Origin of the sequence: Bacteroides intestinalis, assembly GCF_003464595.1 — a bacterium.
GTDB lineage: Bacteria > Bacteroidota > Bacteroidia > Bacteroidales > Bacteroidaceae > Bacteroides > Bacteroides intestinalis_A.
Genome location: NZ_QRZF01000004.1, coordinates 215,090 through 235,721 on the forward strand (window position 1 = coordinate 215,090; position 20,632 = coordinate 235,721).

The window sequence follows — 20,632 nt, forward strand, 5'->3', positions numbered from 1 at the left end:
CTTTGTTTCACAATGTTTCTCTATAAATTTAATTATGACAAGACTTTGCGTATACCTCATTTTCTTTTTCTCAGCATTTCCAATATATGCTCAGTTCTCAAACACAATAAACTTTGTCCACATTGGACTTGAGCAAGGATTATCACAAAGTACGATACTTGACATTGTACAAGATGATCGAGGAAATATGTGGTTTGCCACCTACGATGGTCTAAACAAATATGACGGATATACTTTTACCGTATATCAGCACAATGAGAATTATACAGCCAGCATATCAGGAGATATTATACGAACTCTCAAAATAGATAGTCAAAAAAGGCTTTGGGCGGGAACCGAAGAAGGACTTTCGCTCTATGCTTCGGGCAGAGATCATTTTGTGAACTTCTATCCAATTAAAGATGAACATATACCGATTATTGATATTGAAGATATTAATTCAGAAGAACTTCTTATATGTACAGAAAAAGGGATATTTCTTTTTAACACAGAAAGTCATACATTCAGCGTTGATAAACTTCCAACATCTTTAGTATCACTTTCCGCCACATGTCTCAAAAGAGAAGGAGATAATGTCTACATCGGCACCCCACGACAAGGTGTATTTATTTACTCCATATCCGGCAACACATTAAAATCTGTTCCTATTCCACAACTAAGAGGAACGGAAATATTAGCTATTTTGCAACAATCTTCTACTCGTCTATGGGTAGCAACAGAAGGTAAAGGACTTTTCCGCATCAATCCACAGACATTAGCAACCAACATATATCGTAAAAGAGGAGAACATCAACTCAGTTCTGATTATGTACGTGTACTTGCCACTGATCAGCAAAATCAATTATGGGTAGGAACTTTTACCGCGCTCAATATTTACAACGAAGAAAAAGATACTTTCACCACCTATGACCGAGATCTACAAAAACAAACAAGTTTATCACAAACCTCCGTTCGAAGTATCTTTATGGACTCTCAAGGAGGCATGTGGGTTGGCACTTACTTTGGAGGTCTGAACTACTATCACCCTCTCAAAAGTTGTTTCCAAAACATACGATATATGTCTGAACGGAACTCGCTAAACGATAATGTAATCACATGCATCATAGAAGATAAACAAAAAGGGCTATGGATAGGTACTAACGGCGGAGGAGTGAACCACTACAACAAAGAAACAAACACCTTTACCCATTACACTCAAAAAGAAGGATTAGGATCAAATGATATAAAAACAATCTATATAGACGAAACTAAAAATTTAGTTTATATTGGTACACATGCCGGAGGGATTAGTATCCTGCACCGCCATTCCAAACGCATTGAAACGTACAATTCCAATATAAAACACGCATATTCCATAGTGCCAGCCAACAACGGAGACCTTTGGATAAGTACACTTGATTCTATTGTACGCTTTAATCCACATAAGAAGACATTCATAACTTATGCCACTGACCAAGACAAAAAGGCAATAAAGACGAATCATATTACTACTATTTTCCGCGACAGTGAACAGCGCTTGTGGCTCTGCGGTGAAAAAGGGATTAGTACCTATATTGAAATCGGAGACGAGCTAAAGAGTATTTTATTATTGCCTGAAGGTTCTTCGATCAATCATAATTTTATCAACAGTATATACGAATCTCACAATGGTCTTTTCTGGATAAGCACCCGAAGTGGTCTATACCGTTATGATATAAATAAGAAAGAATTCAAGCAATACACTACAGCCAACGGACTTCCCAACAATATAGTGCACGGGGTTCTGGAAGACTCTTATGGAGAACTCTGGATAAGTACTAACAAAGGATTGAGTCGCTTCCAACCGCAAACAGAAAAAATCAGGAATTATACAGATAACGACGGATTGCAGAGTAACCAATTCACTAATAATTCTTTCTGCCATACTGAAAATGGAGAAATGTATTTCGGAGGAATTAACGGTATTACTACTTTTCATCCAGATCAATTAATGGATAACCCCTATACTCCACCGGTTGTCATCAAGCGATTACGACTTTTCAATAAAACAGTCCTTCCCGGTGACGATTCCGGTATACTACAAAAAAATATCAATATCACAGAAAGCATTACATTAACAGCTGCCCAATCAGTGTTTTCGCTGGAATTCGTTGTTTCAAATTATATTTCCGGCAATCATAACACATTTGCATACAAATTGGATGGATACGATAAAGAATGGTATTACTCAGATATTTTGCGTACAGCCTCCTACTCAAATCTGCCACACGGCACTTATCGCTTTCTTGTCAAAGCGTCCAACAACAACGGAAAATGGAATGAGAAACCAACCGAACTGGAAATTATAATTCTACCTGTATGGTATAAAACATGGTGGGCTATCTTACTATTTGGATTTGTTCTTATAATGATTTTCACTTTCATCTTTCGATATTTCTGGATGCGAAAAAATATGAAGATGCAACTCCAAATGGAACGCATGGACAAAGAGAAACAAAAGGAAGTAAACGAAATGAAGCTACGTTTCTTTATCAACATCTCACACGAGTTACGTACTCCACTCACCCTAATCCTTGCTCCTCTACAAGAAATTATGGATAAGGTGAGCGACCGCTGGATACATAAACAGCTAGAACATATACAACGAAACACGAATCGATTGCTGCACCTAGTAAACCAACTAATGGATTACCGACGTGCTGAATTAGGCGTATTTAACCTTAAAGTTAAATACAATATTATTCACCAAACTATTGAAGAGAGTTTTCTCTTTTACAAGAAAATGGCTCAATATAAAAAAATAGACTATAACTTCTACTCTGAAGTAGAAGGACAAAACATCCTCTGTGACCCCAGTTATCTGGAACTGATAACCAACAATCTGCTTTCCAATGCTTTTAAATACACTGGGGAAGGAAAAAGCATCATTATAACACTGAAAGAGGAGAATGATATGTTATTACTTCAGGTGAAAGACACTGGAAGTGGTATACCTAACGACAAACAAGGACGAATTTTTGAACGTTTCTACCAAGTAGATAACGAACATCTGGGCAGCGGTATTGGCTTATCCTTAGTACAGCGATTAGTAGATTTGCATCATGGAAGGATTGAACTGGAAAGCCAAGAGGGTGTTGGGAGTGTCTTTTCTGTATTTTTACCAACAGACGAGTCTGTCTATAAACCTGAAGAAAAAGCCACAAAACAAGAAACTGAAGTTCATACAACCAACAATCAAGATATGTACATTACAGATACAGGAGACATACAAGAAAAAGAAGACATAACTGAGACAAATAAAAATAATAAAGAAAGCATATTGATCGTGGAGGACAATATCGATATTCTACAATACTTGAGCGACGAGTTAGGTAAAAATTACCAAATCCTAAAAGCTCAAAATGGAGAAGAAGCAATAGCTATAATAAAAGAACAAGAAGTAGACCTTGTCTTGACCGATATAATGATGCCCGTCATGGATGGAATACAACTATGTAAACTCATTAAACAAAATTTGCGCACTTGCCATATCCTCGTCATTATTCTTTCTGCTAAGACTGATTTTAAAGAGCAATTGGAAGGTTTACAAGTAGGAGCAGATGACTATATCCCCAAACCGTTTTCGTTAGTTATGATTACGACTAAAATAAAGAATTTATTCCGAACACGGCACCGCGCTATAGAATATTACTCCAAATCTTTAGAAATCGAACCCGAAAAAATAGCACTCAATCCATTAGACGAAGATTTATTAAAAAAGGCGGTTGAAGTTATGGAAAAGCACATGGATGATGCCGAATTTACAACAGACGAATTCGCCCGTGAGATGTGTATGAGTCGTTCCAACCTTCACCTTAAAATGAAGGCATTGACTGGTGAATCGACCAATGAATTTATTCGCAAGATGCGATTCAATTATGCTTGCAAATTGCTAAAAGAAGGGAAATATACAGTGTCTGAAATTAGTAGCATGGTTGGTTACGTACCTTCCTACTTTGCTACAAGTTTCAAGAAATATTTTGGTTGCCTGCCATCAGAATATGGGAAAAACGGCAAAAGCAATCACAGCCAAACCTAAAAAAGAAATTGAAAATCTACTTCATTTTTCCACTTAAATAGCCTGTTTACAGGCTATTTAAGTATATATTACACAAAAACGAAAGCTACTTCAACAAAAATAAAAGCATTCTATACAATACCTCAAGTCGTTTCTACAAGAGCAAAGCGAATATAAAAAAACAACCCCTACCTTTACATCAAACAAAAAAGCAGGAATAATGAAAAGCATTAATAATAACTCCATTTAAATGATACAATGAAAAAACTATTAACCTTATTAACCGGGATCAGTTTATCACTTATTGTGAATGGTCAAAACAATTTGGTCACTAAAGAGCAAACTTTTATTCACGAAACCTCCAAAGAATACGAATGGCCTACAGATCCATCCGTATTAGAGAAGATAGAAAAGTGGCAAGATTCAAAGTTTGGCATTATGTTCCACTGGGGAATATATTCGGTTCCCGGCATTGCAGAATCATGGGCATTATGTTCAGAAGACCGATGGTTTACTGACCGTCGCAGAGAGGCACGTCCAGGAAGTACCTATTGTGAATTTAAGAAATGGTATTGGGGACTATCTGAATCCTTCAAACCAAGCCGTTTTGAGCCAACCGAATGGGCTACATTTATGAAGAAAGTCGGATTCAGATATTTGATTTTCACTACCAAGCACCATGATGGTTTCTGTATGTTCGACTCCAAATATACAGACTATACTGTCACTAAAGGACCTTATAAAAAAGGAAAATACAGCAATATTACCTACCATGTCTTTGAAGCTTTTCGCAAATCAGACTTCATGATTGGAGCTTATTTCTCAAAACCGGACTGGCACAATGAAAATTATTGGGATCCGTTTTTTGCAACCCCTACGCGCAATCCCAATTACGATCTTAAGAAATACCCTGAAAAATGGGCTAAATATCAAGAATATACTGCTAATCAGATTGATGAGTTGATGTCTGACTACGGTAGAATCGATATTCTTTGGTTAGACGGCGGATGGGTAAGAAAACCTCAACAAGATATTAAGTTAGATGAAATAGTACATAATGCCCGCAAAAAACAACCGGGATTAATAACTGTTGACAGAACTATTCCCGGCAGAAATGAGAATTACCAAACTCCAGAACAAGCAATTCCGCAAGAACAGCAAAATTTCCCATGGGAAAGTTGCATAACATTCAGCAATACCTGGGGATGGAATCCTAATCCAAAATACAAAACTTCAGAATGGGTAATAAACACTCTGGCAGAAGTGGTTGCCAAAGGGGGATGCCTTCTATTGAATGTAGGTCCTGATGGAGAAGGCAATATCGATGACATCGTATATCAACGCTTAGAAAAAGTTGGCGAATGGCTCCATAAGAATGGTACAGCCATCTATGATACGCGTACAACACCTAACTATCATTTCGGTAACATATGGTTTACAGCCAATAAAAATGGAAAAACGTTGTATGCAATCTACGCACTCCCTGAAAATGAAAAGCTCCCCGCATATATCGAATGGGAAGGTAATATCCCCACCGGTAAAATCACGCTGTTGCAAAACGGAAAACAAATGAAATATACCTGTAGAAACGGAAAAACAAGAATCACTCTACCCAAAGGAATAAAAGAAGAATCATTGGTTTTCCGCTTCAATAAGGCTCAATAAAAGATAACACTAATTTCTAATACATAAGCTAACACTAAAAAATTATGGACAAAAGAAGATTTTACGCAAAACGAATGCTCATGCTTTCGTTACTAACTTGCGCTTGTTGCCTTCCGGTACAAACTAAGGCAAATGATGCACTAGCATCAACAGGACGGAACTCTATTGAGAGCATCTTGCAAAACAGAAGAATTTCAGGTGTTGTAAAAGACAGCCAAGGCCCTATAACCGGTGCTAATGTTTCTATTAAAGGAACCACGATTGGAGCTATTACCGACATAAACGGTAAGTTTAGTTTTGATGCACCGCCCAAAGGAGTTCTCGTTATTTCATTCATCGGGTACATAACGCAAGAAGTATCTGTAGAGGGTAAAAATGAATTCTCTGTTATTTTAAAAGAAGATACAGAAATGCTGGATGAAGTAGTCGTAACAGGATATATCGCACAGAAAAAAGTGAATTTAACCGGTGCCATATCTTCCGTTAATGGTGAAGAATTGACTAAAATCACAGCAACCAGTTCTGCACAAGCATTGCAAGGGAAACTACCAGGCGTGCAAATCACAGCGGGAGACGGTGCTCCCGGATCTGCATCCAAAATTCAAGTGCGCGGTATAGGCTCAGTCATGTCAGGAACACAACCATTGGTTATCGTTGATGGCTTTGAAGGTACATTGGATAACATTGCCATGGGAGATATCGAAACCATATCGGTTCTGAAAGATGCGGCATCAGCAGCTATTTACGGTTCAAAAGCTGCCAACGGTGTTATCCTCATCACCACTAAAAGAGGCAAAACAGGAGCTATGCAGGTAGAAGTTTCCGCTGAATATGGCTGGCAAAGCGTTTCTCACATGCCAGATGTGCTAAATGCTACAGAAATGGCAATAAAGCAGAATGAAGAAGCCATATGGAGCAATCAGACTCTGCCCTGGAGTGGTAACCACGCACCTGAAACTCTCGGCAAAGGCTTCAACTGGTGGGATTATGCTTATAAGAATGATGCTCCTATACAAAACTACTATCTTTCCATGAAAGGTGGTACTGAAAAGGCAAAATATGCTATCTCAGCCGGATATATCAAACAAGAAGGAGTCATTCATCTGACAGATTATGACCGTTTCAATTTCCGTTCTAATTTTGATTATGCCTTCAATAAGAAATTTAAAATAGGAGTCAACATAGAAGCCAGTATTGCCAATAATGATAGCCGTGAGGATATCTATCATTATTCTAAAAACGCTTTACTCATGCATCCGAGCGTTCCACAATATATGCCTGATGGTTCATACGGACTGCCCCTTCGCAGTCTGCCCGGACAGTATGATGCATCACAAGCAATGCCTTTGTCCATGATGTATCTCAGCGATCCAAACTATGTAAGAATGATTGAAGGTAATACTTTCACCACGCGGGCAAACTTTTTTCTGGAATGGGAAATTCTAAAAGGATTGAAATTTAAATCTGTTTATAATCAACAGTATATATGGAGCAAAAAGAATTATTGGCACTCAAGCTATACAGTGTATGATTATGAAACCCCTGAAAGCATTTATGCCACTGAAACTAATGCTGAAGCTACCAGCAACTATTCAGACAGTCAAAAATGGGAGATACAAGAGCTGCTTACTTATAACAAAGTATTTGCAAAAAAACATACTTTAGGAGTGCTTGTCGGATTTACAGCAGAAAAGGCTAAATCAGGGGATCTTTCCGGTAAGAAAACAGGTTTTCCCGGCAACGAGTTGCATGTAATTGATGCCGGCAACACCATTGATTATTTAAATGGTAACATGACAGAGAATGCCGTAGTTTCTCTTTTTGGACAGGTGAATTATGACTATATGGGTAAATATCTCTTCCAGGCTAATATCCGGAGAGATGGTTCATCAGTATTTGCACCGGGAAACCAATGGGGTACGTTCCCCTCTGTATCAGTCGGATGGCGCATCAGTGAAGAAGAGTTTATGAAAGATTTTTCTTGGCTAAACAATTTAAAGTTAAGGGTAGGTTACGGTACACTGGGAAATGCCAATATCAAGTCGTTTGCATGGGTAAGTAGTTACAAATTGACTGACCGTTACCCTTTAGGAACCCCAAATGCGATATCCCCTGCTTATTACCAGACAGACATGAGCAATAAGGATATCAAATGGGAAAGCACTACCACTACCAATATAGGCGTTGATGCAACAGTATTGAACAATAGGCTGAACTTTACATTTGACTGGTATGACAAACGTACAAAAGACATGCTGTTTACTGCTACCATACCTTATTCTACAGGATATTTAAATGGCCCCGTCATCAATGTTGGTGAAGTAATGAATCGCGGATGGGAAATCAGCGCAAGTTGGAATGACAATATTAAGAAATTCCATTATGGCATATCTATCAACCTTGCACACAATAAAAATGAAGTAACAAATATGGGAGGTGTAGCTCCATTCCAAATAGAAAATGATCTTTGGATTAAAGAAGGGTATCCTATCAATTCTTATTTTGGCTATAAAACAATAGGCATTTATCAAAACTGGGATGAAGTTAATAACAGTGTAAAACCGAATGGCGACATTCGTCCGGGTAACTATATCATCCAAAACACCAATAATGATGACAAAATAGATACAGAAGACAAAACCTTCCTTGGTAGCCGTGACCCAAAATTAGTATATGGAATTAACCTGACGGCAGAATGGCAAGGCATCGACCTGTCTGTAGCAACGAGTGGAGAATCAAAAAAATGTGTCTATTATGACAACAGCTATGGTGGAATCAGCCCCAGATTCTGTAACATCTATAAAGAATATTTCGACAATCGTACCATTGTTGGAGAAGATGGCAATGTTACTGTTTCCGGCAAATATCCTGCAATGACAGGCCTCGGCACCAACGCCCCGGAAGGACACAAAAAGGTATTGCAGAATACCAGTTTCTTCCGCATAAAGAATATTCAGATAGGCTATACTTTACCCCAAAGTTTTACACAGAAGATGAGAATTAGCAACCTGCGCATTTTCTTTAATGCAGTAAATCCCTTCTTGTTTACCAAATATATAGGATTCGATCCGGAAACCACCAATACCCAACAAGATGGCACTGTGAGATACTATCCGGTAAGTAAATCTGTATCAATGGGACTTTCATTGAAATTTTAATGTAAATCATCTCCAAACATAAAAATATAGAGAAATATGAAAAAGATATATTTATTAATAGGAATAGTAGCAAGCATATTCTTGTCTTCTTGCGAAGATTTCCTGACAACTTATCCTCAGAATCAATTGACTGCAGGTACATTCTTCAAAACTGATGATGATTTTGCAGCAGCAGCCAATGGCATGTATTCGGTCATGACCGGATATCCCTCAGAGTTTTTTCCGATGATAGATGGAATTACTCCTTTTGCAGGAGAAACGGCAACCAGTCGTTGCGGTGTGTTCAATCCATACAACGGACGCCTCCCGATGGTTTCTTCCAGCCTGGATTTTACCCGCCAGTGTTGGCAAAACATGTACAAAGGAATCGCATGCGCCAACAATATTCTTACTAATACAGAAAAGCCTGCTAACGTTAGCCAGCAGGTGTTCGATAGAACATTGGGAGAAGCTTACTTTATACGTGGATATGCTTATTTCACTTTGGTTACTTTATTTGGAGATGTACCCTTATTCACAGAACCACAGGTTAGTTATGACCAAGTTTTAAAGCCCAGAACTCCAAAGTCAGAAGTCATCACTCAGATTATTGCAGATTTTGAGAAGGCAAAACAACTGCTGCCCTCTGTTAAAGAGTATCGCGGCACAGCTAACTTGGGACGCGCTTCCAAAGGTGCTGCTCAAGCATTTTTAGGAAAAGTATACGTATATGAAGAAAGATGGGCAGATGCCCAAAAAGAGTTTGCAGCATTGGTTGATGTACAGAATCCCGATTATGACTTAACTCCTCATTATTATGATCAATTCTGGCCAGATGGTGAAAATGGAATAGAATCCATTTATGAAATTCAATATGATCCATCTCGCCCTGCTGCCACGGGACAATATGCAATGAATCGCTTCATGGACTTTATAAATCCACCTGCCGAAGCGAATATGAATTTCACAGGAGGATTTGGTTATCTGGAACCAACTGAATATTACTGTGACTTATTTGAGACTCTTAATGGATACAAAGTAGCCAGCACATATATTGACCGTACAGATGCTACTCCCGGTCCTATATTCAATTACAACTATGAATCAAAGGATCCGCAATTTAATGCCACTGCACCTTACGAAATCAGAGATCCTCGTTTAAAATACACAGTTTGGTATGAAGATTCCCCTACCGTTGATGAGTTTATACAGAAGACGGGACAGAACAACGCAAACTTTAAGAGCAGATATTCTAAAACCAGTAATCATTGTGTAGTAAAGTACATCGTTGGGAAACTTGGAGGAAAGGGTGGTTATAGCCCAATGAATATGATTGTGATGCGCTATGCAGATGTTCTTTTACTATATGCAGAAACCTGTATACATGAAAATGATTTGTCCAAAGCTGTTTCATTAATCAACAGAGTAAGGAATAGGGTTAAAATGCCGTCTGTTGAACAAATCGGTACTGTTCAAGGCGTAGATATTGCAGGTAATAAAGAAAATCTAATGAAATATCTACAACAGGAACGCTTTCGTGAATTAGGTTTCGAGTGGGGACATATGATGTTTGATATGGCACGTTGGGACATTCTGGTTAGTGAACTGAAAGAATACTGGACACCTGGGCGTGATGGTTGGCCGGCATTTTCCAACATCGCACTTCAATTTACGAAAGATTGTTACTTATTCCCGATTCCGGAGCAAGAAATGACTTCTAATCCGCTATTAAAACAGAATCCGGGATATTAAATCCTTTTGATGCTTTTATGAGAATACATGAGAGGAATATTTTGCAGTATTATATTCAATTTATTCCTCTCTCTTTCATCTCATAAGAAGATAGATATATTCATTATAAACACTAACTTCATATATACAATGAAAAAGCTGCCTACCATAATACTCTGCTTTTATCTGTGTTTTTTTACCAATACGGTATGGGCACAATCACTGAATGAAGATGCATTTACTTTGCTGGACTTAAGCTACCCGGGATTGGAAAAGGTAAACCAACTATATAATGAAGGAAACAAGGAAGATGCTGCAAAAGCTCTTCTAAAATATTACCAGAATCGCAAAAAAATAATTAATCCCACCATTAACCTTGATAGCATTACCATCAGCAAACAAGAGCAAGAATGGGCAGACGAAGCATTGAAGCATACATTTTATGTACATGATGGTTACCGACCCTTCAATTATGGGAAAGACATCAATTGGCAATACTGGCCGGTGAAAGATAATGAACTGCGCTGGCAATTGCACCGCCATAAGTGGTTTATTCCCATGGGAAAAGCATATTATTTAAGTAAAGACGAAAAATATGCCAAAGAATGGGTTTATCAATATAGAGATTGGGTTCGAAAGAATCCCTTACTCGAAATTGATGCACAAGAGTATGAGATACTAAACCATAGTAAGATCAAAGGTGTGGCAGAGAATGTGCGATTTGCCTGGCGTCCATTAGAGACAAGCCACCGTCTGGCAGACCAGATCAATCAATTTACACTCTTTCTTTCATCACCTTCATTTACAGCAGACTTTCTAACAGAGTTTCTCGTGAACTACCGGCGTCACGCCTTTCATGTGCTTCACAACTATTCAGCAGAAGGAAACCATCTATTATTCGAAGCGCAACGCATGATTTATGCAGGTGTCTTCTTCCCCGAATTTAAAGAAGCTGTTTCATGGAGAGAAAGTGGTATCAAGATTCTGAATAGGGAAATAGAAAAACAAGTATATGAGGATGGAAGTCAGTATGAGCTAGACTTGGGCTACCATGCCGCTTGTATTGATATATTTCAAAAAGCATTATTCATGGCAGAGTCCAATGGATTTCACAATGAATTTCCACAATCATATATCAAGACTGTAGAGAGAATGATTGTATTTTTTCTGAATCTTAATTTCCCTGATTATACGTACCCATGCTTCAGCGATGCCAGCCGGAATAACACATGGGGCAGATTCTGGAATTGGGCTAAATTATTTCCTGACAATGAACAAATACGCTATTTTGCTACACTGGGAAAAGAAGGCAAAGCACCGGATAATTTATCGAAAGGCTTCCTAACGTCCGGTTTCTTTACATTTCGTAATGGGTGGAATAAAGATGCCACAATAATGATAATAAAAGCTGGTCCAAAGGGAGAATGGCATTGTCAACCCGATAATGGCACTTTCGAACTGTGGTTTAACGGCAAGAACCTGTTTCCGGATTCAGGCTCATACGTATATGGCGGTGACAAAGAAGTAGCGAAACTCCGCAATTGGTTTCGACAGACAGCCGTACATAACACACTGACGTTAAACAACAAGGATTTAGAGACTACCCAGTCCGTAACCAAGCAGTGGAAAGCAGATGGTGATATACAAGTACTGGTAACAGAGAATCCAAGTTATAAGGAACTTAAGCATCGGCGTTTCATCTTTTGTATAGATGCTTCTTACTTCGTTATTGTAGATGAGGCTATAGGTACAGCGCAAGGAACCATAAATCTGCACTATCAACTCTGTGACGGAAAAATAAACGTTGATTCTCAAAATAAAAAATTAGCCACCGCCTACGAGGGTAATAGCAATGTAGTGTTGCAGTGTTTCGCAAATAAAGAAATAAAGATGGAAGAGGAAGAAGGTTGGTACTCCACATCCTATCGCCATCGTACTAAGCGCCCTGCCTTTGCCTTTAATGTTGAAAAAACAAGTGAAGAAACAGTGAGTTATATAACTGTAATATATCCAGTCAAAGATATAAATAAGAAAGTTGATATTTCAGCTAAGCTTCAAGAAAAAACAAGAAACTGTGTAGAACTTGAAGTGAAAATAAATGGTAAAAAGAAAACACTGAAATGTCAGCTACAAGAGTGAAGGGTAAAACGGTAAAGCAATACTAAAATGGGAAGGAAAATCATCATTTATTTGTTTCTGCTATGCTTTGTCAGAACAAATTACGCATACTCACAGGCGCAATATTTTGTGTCTCCCAATGGAAAAGATACAGGAAAAGGAGACATCGATTCTCCCTTTCTAAGTATAGAAAAAGCGAAGCAAGAGTCACGCAAGCAAAATGGGACTACAACCATTTACCTGCGTGAAGGTGTATACCGGTTAGAACAACCACTCGTTTTAACTTCCGAAGATGGAAATGAAGAAAAGCAACTTATAATTTGTGCATATCCTGAAGAAAAAGTAATTATTACAAGCGGAGTAACTCTTCATCCCAACTGGGAATATTATAAGAAAAATATTATGAAATCCTCTGTTAAGGAATCGGTGATAATGGATCAGCTATTTGTCAATGGCAGCTATCGCCCAATGGCGCGATACCCTAATTTTGACTCTACTGCAATCAGGTTTAACGGCACCTCAGCTCAAGCAACCTCCACTGAAAGAATAAAAAAGTGGAAGACCCCCAAGGGGGGATATCTGCATGTCATGCATACATCAGACTGGGGAGATATTCATTATCAAATTGTTGGAAAGAACAAGAATAATACACTGCAACTGGAAGGAGGCTGGCAGAACAACCGTCCCTCTGCCGGACATGTACAGAATCGGATGGTAGAAAATATATTTGAAGAACTGGATGTGCCGGGAGAATGGTATTATGACAAAGAAAATAGAATACTCTATTATTATCCCATGCCTGATGAGAATATGGAAGAGATTACTTTAGAAACACCCCAACTGAAGCATCTGGTTGAATTGAGAGGCAGTAAGGAAAGACCGGTACAGAATATTACTATAAGGGATATTGAGTTTACCCAAACCACTCGAACTTTTATGGAGCCTTACGAGCCCTTGTTGCGCTCGGACTGGGCTATATATCGGGGAGGCAGTATTCTATTAGAGGGCAGTGAAAACTGCAGAATACAAGATTGTAATTTTTATAATTTGGGAGGTAACGCAATATTCTTCTCTGATTATAACTACCAATCTTGTGTCACTGGTTGTCATTTGTCTCAAATAGGCGCCAGCGGAATCTGTTTCGTAGGTGATCCTGAAGCCGTGCGTTCTCCTTCATTCAGATATGAAGAATCCGTGACTATACCACAGATTGATCGTATCACCGGTTCTAAGACAGAGAATTATCCAACAGAATGTTTAGTCTATGACAATTTGATTCATCATATAGGGCTTTACGAAAAACAAGTTGCCGGAGTTCAGTTGTCAATGTGCAGTTCCATCACTATAAGTCACAACAGTATCTACCACACCCCACGTGCAGGTATCAATATTAGCGAAGGTACTTGGGGAGGGCATATTATCGAGTATAATGATGTTTTCAACACTGTAAGAGAAACAGGTGATCACGGTTCGCTCAACTCCTGGGGAAGAGACCGCTTTTGGAGAAGCAATCGTTCCCAAATGGACAGCTTGGTTGCAGCAGAGCCTGACATCATCCTCCTTGACGCTAAAAAAGAAAATATAATACGATACAACCGATTCAGATGTGACCGTGGTTGGGATATTGATCTGGATGATGGTTCCAGTAATTATCATATCTATAATAATCTTTGCTTAAGTGGAGGGATAAAGTTAAGAGAAGGCTTTTATCGAGTTGTGGAAAACAATATAATAGTGAATAATACATTCCATCCACATGTATGGTTTAAAAACAGCGGTGATGTATTTGTCAGAAATCTGATAATGCGTCCTTATCGTCCTATCAGAGTTTCTGATTGGGGAGCAGAGACAGATTACAATTTATTTACTGACAGCCTGTCATATCAGGAGGCAATTAGAAATCATACAGACAAACATTCTGTTGTTTATCCCGTGACATTCAAAAATGCCCTCATTGGTGACTTCAGTATTGTGGAGATTTCAAAGATAACTCCTTTATGTGGTTTCAAGAACTTTGAGATGGATAAGTTCGGAGTGGTTTCTCCTAATTTAAAACAACTGGCTAAACACCCCCAAATGCCCCTCCCGACTATTTATGCGCATAAAGCTAAAAACATAGTCACTAAAAGCTGGTCAGGATTGTCTTTGAAAGAACTGGATTCGGAAGAAGAACGTTCCGCTACTGGAATGGATTCTAAGCGAGGTGTATATGTCATTGCTGTTGATGCATTGGAAAGTCCATTACGTGACTTTATACAACCTAATGACGTGATTCTTTCATTGGCAGGAAATGATATTCACACATTGGCGGATATGATAAAATACACTAAACAGGCTGATTTTACCAAAGTAGTGGAAATTATCATTTTCCGAGATCAAAAGGATAAACAGATATTAATCCCTGCAAACGTAGTCTATCAATCAGAAGATTAAGCATTATAGTAATAATCATTTATAATTCAATTTTTAGTATGAAAATAAACAGATCAATTATAGCTGCCCTATTATTGGGGCTCGTCAGTTGTCAAAAGAAAACAGATATGAATCAAGAATCATGGGTAAAAGAAGCTTTAGATGTTGCTTCCTATCAATTGGAATTGACGGCAAATGAGCTTGCTGACTCTGCAAAGCTTCCCAGATCTGTATGGGCGGGATACAATATCGCCTTTCTTACCAACCAATTGGAACGAAGTCCCGATTCATTCCAAAAAGCTCTTTTACCTAATCCATCTGTTGAAATAACTAATAAAAGGCATCTGACCGATATCTACGATTGGACCAGCGGTTTTTTCCCCGGGAGCCTATGGTACGCCTATGAGATGACAAAAAATGAAAAGTTAAAAGAACAAGCTATCCAATATACTAACTTGCTGAACCCGATAAGAAGTTTCAAAGATACGCATGATTTAGGTTTCATGATCAATTGCAGTTTCGGCAATGCTCTCCGTCTGGCTCCTAATGACAGCATCAGAAGCATAATCGTGGAAACAGCAGATAATCTCCGCGCACGTTTCAATCCAGAAATTGGCTGTATCCGCTCGTGGGACTTCGGACACTGGAATTTTCCGGTTATCATTGATAACATGATGAACTTAGATTTATTGTTTAATGCAACCCGGCTGACTGGTGACAGTATTTATTACAAAACAGCTGTTAAACATGCCCAGACCACTATGAAACATCATTTCCGTCCGGATTATACCTCTTATCATGTCATCAGTTACAACAGTGATGGCACAGTGGAAAGTAAAGGTACTTATCAAGGTAAAAACGATGGTTCTGCCTGGTCGCGCGGACAAGCTTGGGCAGTATATGGCTACACTTCATGTTATCGCGAAACAAAAGATACTGCTTTCCTTCAAGAAGCTACAAACATAGCGGATATGATTATGAAAAGAGTAACTACCGACGACTGCATTCCATATTGGGACTATGACGCACCGGTAGGTAAAAGCACTCCGAGAGATGCCTCGGCAGCAGCCATCACAGCCTCAGCATTACTTGAACTCAGCACCTTGGCTCCGGAAGGAAAGAAATACTTCGACTATGCCGAAACCATTCTGAAGAATCTTTCCAGTGATAAATATTTGGCAGTGAAAGACAGCAACCAAGGATTTGTACTGATGCACTCCACCGGTTCACTTCCTCATGGCTCGGAAATAGATGTGCCGCTGAACTATGCAGACTACTATTATCTGGAAGCTTTACAGAGATATAAGAATCTAACGAAGTAATCAGATTGTTTGACAGGGTAAATCCGTTACTGATGTATGATATGGAAGTAACGGATTTTTTATTTATAAAAGATAATCCTGATATATCAGTCAAACATACTTTATAAAAACAAGTCATAATATCACAGAAAATGCACTATGCCAAAGTTTTTGTCCGCACCACGGAAGCACTATCAGTGCGTCAGGAACATTCCGCTATGGGCTGATAGGCAGTTGGGGAATCAGACGATATTATCAGAAACGGAAAGGAGAAACTTTACTCTCGCCTGCCGAACAACAAAAAGTGATGGCACTGGCCAGGAAATTGGGCTTGCAACAAAAAGAACATTTCGATAGCTATGTAGAAGAATATAACTGGTAACAAGGTTTCTGCTATCTATCATACAACGGACCGCCAGCTATATCTCACAAACAAACAGCCGTTCCCCGGCAGGTGAATGAATTTCACCTTACGAGGACACGGCTGTTTCATTTCATGGTAACAACCCTCACCCCACACGGTAACTTCATTTACACGCCGAGGTAAAAGTCGTTACATACCGAGGTAAAGAGCGTTACAATAAGCGGTAAATGTCGTTACATCCTGCGGTAAATGCTTTTACATTACCAAAAAAACATTTGGTAAATACAACACATTGATAATCAATATAAAGACTAAAAACAAACAATTTATAATTCTCATCAACCAAACGTGAAATCACACTCCGGTCAAGGCTTTTATTCTTTAAAGAACAGTTTCTTCCGCAACACATTCGTACCATCACTGACCACCACAATATAGAACCCGCCTTGCATACCGGATAATTGCAAGGAATTAGTATTCACTTGCTGTGATAATACGCGTCGTCCCGACAAATCAATGATTTCAACCTGATTGTCTACATCGCTTTTCAATCCACTCCAAGCCAACTGACCGTCATAATAATAAATCTCTCCGGCTGATTCGGCAACCTCCAGTGATATACTTGTAGGGGTATCATTCACTAGTGCCGCATAGAGTTCGTGGATAGACCAATATCCACCCTTCGTCCCGGTCTGGGTAATTTTGAAGTGTGTTGCCGTCTCTTCCGGAAAACCGATAATCAGTACAGAAGTACCGTTTTTCCCTTCAGCTACAAGTTTCCAGTCAGCGTTAGCGCCATTCTTCACATACAGTTCATAACCGGCAGGACCGTCACCGGGACTTTTTGAAGAATCCAGGATTATTCTGTTCAACTTATTAGCTGCATTCATATTCACAGTAACCATCTGACCGGCTTTTTGTGACTGTCCTGTATCCCATCGGGTGGATACATTATTGTCAATGGCATTACGGGCATTCCCATTGTTCACATTGGCAGTGATGCTCCATTTAGTGCGGCTCAACAAGGCATCGGTAGCCTCAAAAACAGGTGTAAGCGTGAGATTGCAATCCCACTCACCCATCAACTTAATCCTCCACGATTCTATGTCGAGGACACTGGCACCAACGAATGCCTGCTTCTCATGACTTGAGTTAGCAATACTAGCGTCAGACTTCATATTTACTACCGCATTGTGCATCTTGGCCTTTCCAGTTGATTTAGGCAAATAGAAATGATAAACGTTACCGGTAGTCGAAAAATTGACCAGATTCAATACCAAGTTCCCATTATTAATAACAGTCGAATGTTTAGGTCCTCCCCAAAGATCTATGCCATAAAACTCAGCATTTCCTGTAAATGTTTCACCCAAAGTAATGTAACGGGTATCAGGGAAAGCGGTACTCTTTGCTTCAAGAGCAACCAACTGCGTGTTCACCAGCGGAAAACCTGCACTGCCCAGCGCATTGAACATGGCAGCATTCATCGAACCATCTATACCAAGCCCAAGTACCTTTCCAGAAGCAGCCCTGCCTGCACCGGACTTATCGAACACAATACCCTCGTATCCTCCGTAATGAAAATCATTGTAAAGAATCTCATCTGTACAATCTTCCACTGTAATAAAACGAAGTTCCTTCATATTCTGATCGTATGCCTTACCATTATCAGCATCGGCATTATTAGACCAAGATCCAAATTTTGTTTCAGCACCACAAGCATATACAATGGTGTTGAACTGCATGTTATTAACCATACCGCCTTGCGAACCTCCGCCTATACGAATCACATTCTTGAAAGCATGCCCTGCCAGATAGTCCACATAATGGTTATCGCACTTATTACTGAACAAATCCAGTCCGTTCCAGGCTGCACGTATGCCGACGTTGACAATATAGATATCTTTCCCCTTCCCCTGAATGGTGTACGGATACTGTGCCATCGCAGGCAACATGGAAGAGAGTTGTTCAGGATAATTAATGGATATTCCACGAACACCACTACCGGCTTCAAGTTTCAAGAATGATTCTCCAGAAGGCTGTCCTTTACCGGCATATACTTCAAAAATGGTTCCGTGCCCACGAGGAATGCTCCCGAAATCGGCTGCACCACGCAGTTCTACCCCGGTAGGCACAGTAAGAGTCCCGAGCATCTTATACCGCCCGCCGGGAAGATAGACAATACCACCCCCATCAGCTTTGGCTTTATCCAGGGCACTTTGTATAGCTGCAGTAGCATCTTTCGCACTGTTAAGGCCATTACGGATCGCATTTTGGATACTCTGCGTATTCGTAGAAGCATTGAAAGGCACAACGAAAGGTTCAATGCCGAAATCAAGGACATTATAAAGCGCCACACGGGCAGGTTTTGTTTCAGGTACACGCAAGTCAGGAAATTCCGGCAGTTTGTTCCTCTCCGTCAGAGCAGTGTGATCTATATGACATTCAAACAGCGAATTATTTAGAACATCTGCTTTCTTTGCAAAACGGTTACCCTTAAGAATGCAGCGTGCATCCGATCCTATGAAAACTTGCGGGGTACTATTATTGAAGTCGCAATCCGAAGCGACAAAATCACCTGACATACTATTCACCGCTCCCCCTTTCACAGTACATTGCTCCATCATCAAACGAGAAGAAGAACCGGATTCCATAAGTACAGCATTCTCACGAGCGGATATTTCACATCCGTAAAACTGAACAGGTCCGTCGGCAGAAGATACAACGATACCATTTTCACAATTCTCCATCTCTACGCGAGTAAACATAATGCCGGAGGAAGAACTACCATCAACATGAATACCGGTCTGGCAGTCTTTCAGATGAAAGCTGTAATTATGACCGTTCGGATTGCCGTCACCGGACATGCTATTTCCGGTCTTAAAACCACAATTATATCCTTCGACATCGACGAAACAGGTGTAAGACCAGTCATTACGACGCATTGTTATACCTACCCCATTTTGGTAGATCCAATCAGTGAAGGCGGAACCTGCTTTCGGTGCCCCTTCAAGCCCTGAACCTGCCCAATAATCAGGAGAAAAGTATATCTGCTCAAAACGACCGACGTCAGCTATGTTATCAATCTCAATACCACGGCTCAGTGGGGTTCCATATACATCATAGATATTAGGGCAACCGCCACCGTTCTTTCTGGAAAGGATAATGCCGCTGTAAGAATTTACCAATGTTACATGACGGACATTACAATATTCATTACCCCATACACCATCACGTCCGTAAAGCACTGTCGGCGGATAAGGCTTTATATGATCCGGATCTTGGTGTGGATACCAAATGGAGAGGTAGGTCAAGGCAGTGGAAGGCTCCATGGTAATGAAAGATTTCGACTCAAGTTCATCTCCCCCGGCATTGTCTACCATCAGAATGGTTCCCTGTATGGCTACTCCTTTGGTCGGCCGTTTCCATTCGCCACGCAGCGTCACACCTGTAGGAATATAAAGTTTTCCGGTAATACGGTAACGGCCGGCAGGAGCAAAAAGCACACCGCCACGCCTGTTCTCACCCAGTTTATTAAGTGCTGTTTGGAAAATACTCCACGAGTCTTTCATTCCGGTAGGATCTGCCCCAAAGTCAGCTACAACGTCATACGTTGCCACACCGATGTCATCTGCCGGATAATCATCCGATGCGATTAATTTCCATTCACCAGGCTTATCATTTGATTGTGCCTGTACACTTACAGCTAATAAAGCTGAGATAAAAAGAAGTAATAATTTTTTCATGCAATATCAATTATTAGATTACGGATATCAAAGAAATGATGCCGCAAATATCCACCGGAGTGGTTAAAGAAAAGATTAATATGACATTAAAAACCAACTAATTTTATCTCTATATACTTAAAATA

At 39.7% G+C, this 20,632-nt stretch carries 8 protein-coding genes and 1 pseudogene; 8 read left to right on the top strand and 1 reads right to left on the bottom strand.

Going from position 1 to position 20,632, the window contains the following annotated elements:
* Nucleotides 1-34 precede the first annotated feature (34 nt).
* The 8 genes and pseudogenes from DWW10_RS07665 to DWW10_RS26235 all read left to right on the top strand — a co-directional run.
* Nucleotides 35-4,057, top strand: a complete 4,023-nt coding sequence (locus DWW10_RS07665) for a hybrid sensor histidine kinase/response regulator transcription factor (protein WP_118421238.1) — start codon at nucleotides 35-37, stop codon at nucleotides 4,055-4,057.
* A 237-nt stretch (nucleotides 4,058-4,294) separates the two neighbouring features.
* Nucleotides 4,295-5,701: an alpha-L-fucosidase gene (locus DWW10_RS07670; RefSeq protein WP_118421237.1), complete on the top strand. Its 1,407-nt coding sequence runs from the start codon at nucleotides 4,295-4,297 to the stop codon at nucleotides 5,699-5,701.
* Nucleotides 5,702-5,745: 44 nt separating this feature from the next.
* Nucleotides 5,746-8,859, top strand: coding sequence for a SusC/RagA family TonB-linked outer membrane protein (locus tag DWW10_RS07675; RefSeq protein WP_118421236.1), 3,114 nt, complete (start codon nucleotides 5,746-5,748; stop codon nucleotides 8,857-8,859).
* 36 nt (nucleotides 8,860-8,895) lie between these two features.
* Complete coding sequence (locus DWW10_RS07680) at nucleotides 8,896-10,590, top strand: RagB/SusD family nutrient uptake outer membrane protein (RefSeq protein ID WP_118421235.1); 1,695 nt, start codon at nucleotides 8,896-8,898, stop codon at nucleotides 10,588-10,590.
* A gap of 129 nt (nucleotides 10,591-10,719) precedes the next feature.
* Nucleotides 10,720-12,708: a heparin-sulfate lyase HepC gene (gene hepC / locus DWW10_RS07685; protein ID WP_118421234.1), complete on the top strand. Its 1,989-nt coding sequence runs from the start codon at nucleotides 10,720-10,722 to the stop codon at nucleotides 12,706-12,708.
* Nucleotides 12,709-12,735: 27 nt separating this feature from the next.
* Nucleotides 12,736-15,120, top strand: a complete 2,385-nt coding sequence (locus DWW10_RS07690; RefSeq protein ID WP_118421233.1) for a PDZ domain-containing protein — start codon at nucleotides 12,736-12,738, stop codon at nucleotides 15,118-15,120.
* Between the two features lie 38 nt (nucleotides 15,121-15,158).
* Nucleotides 15,159-16,421, top strand: a complete 1,263-nt coding sequence (locus tag DWW10_RS07695) for a DUF4995 domain-containing protein (RefSeq protein WP_118421232.1) — start codon at nucleotides 15,159-15,161, stop codon at nucleotides 16,419-16,421.
* Nucleotides 16,422-16,543: 122 nt separating this feature from the next.
* Nucleotides 16,544-16,782 (top strand): annotated as a pseudogene (locus DWW10_RS26235) (DUF6078 family protein); the annotation flags it as partial.
* Between the two features lie 356 nt (nucleotides 16,783-17,138).
* Here the strand turns inward: DWW10_RS26235 and DWW10_RS07705 are convergent.
* Complete coding sequence (locus tag DWW10_RS07705) at nucleotides 17,139-20,507, bottom strand: glycosyl hydrolase family 28-related protein (protein ID WP_022393743.1); 3,369 nt, start codon at nucleotides 20,505-20,507, stop codon at nucleotides 17,139-17,141.
* Nucleotides 20,508-20,632: the final 125 nt, after the last annotated feature.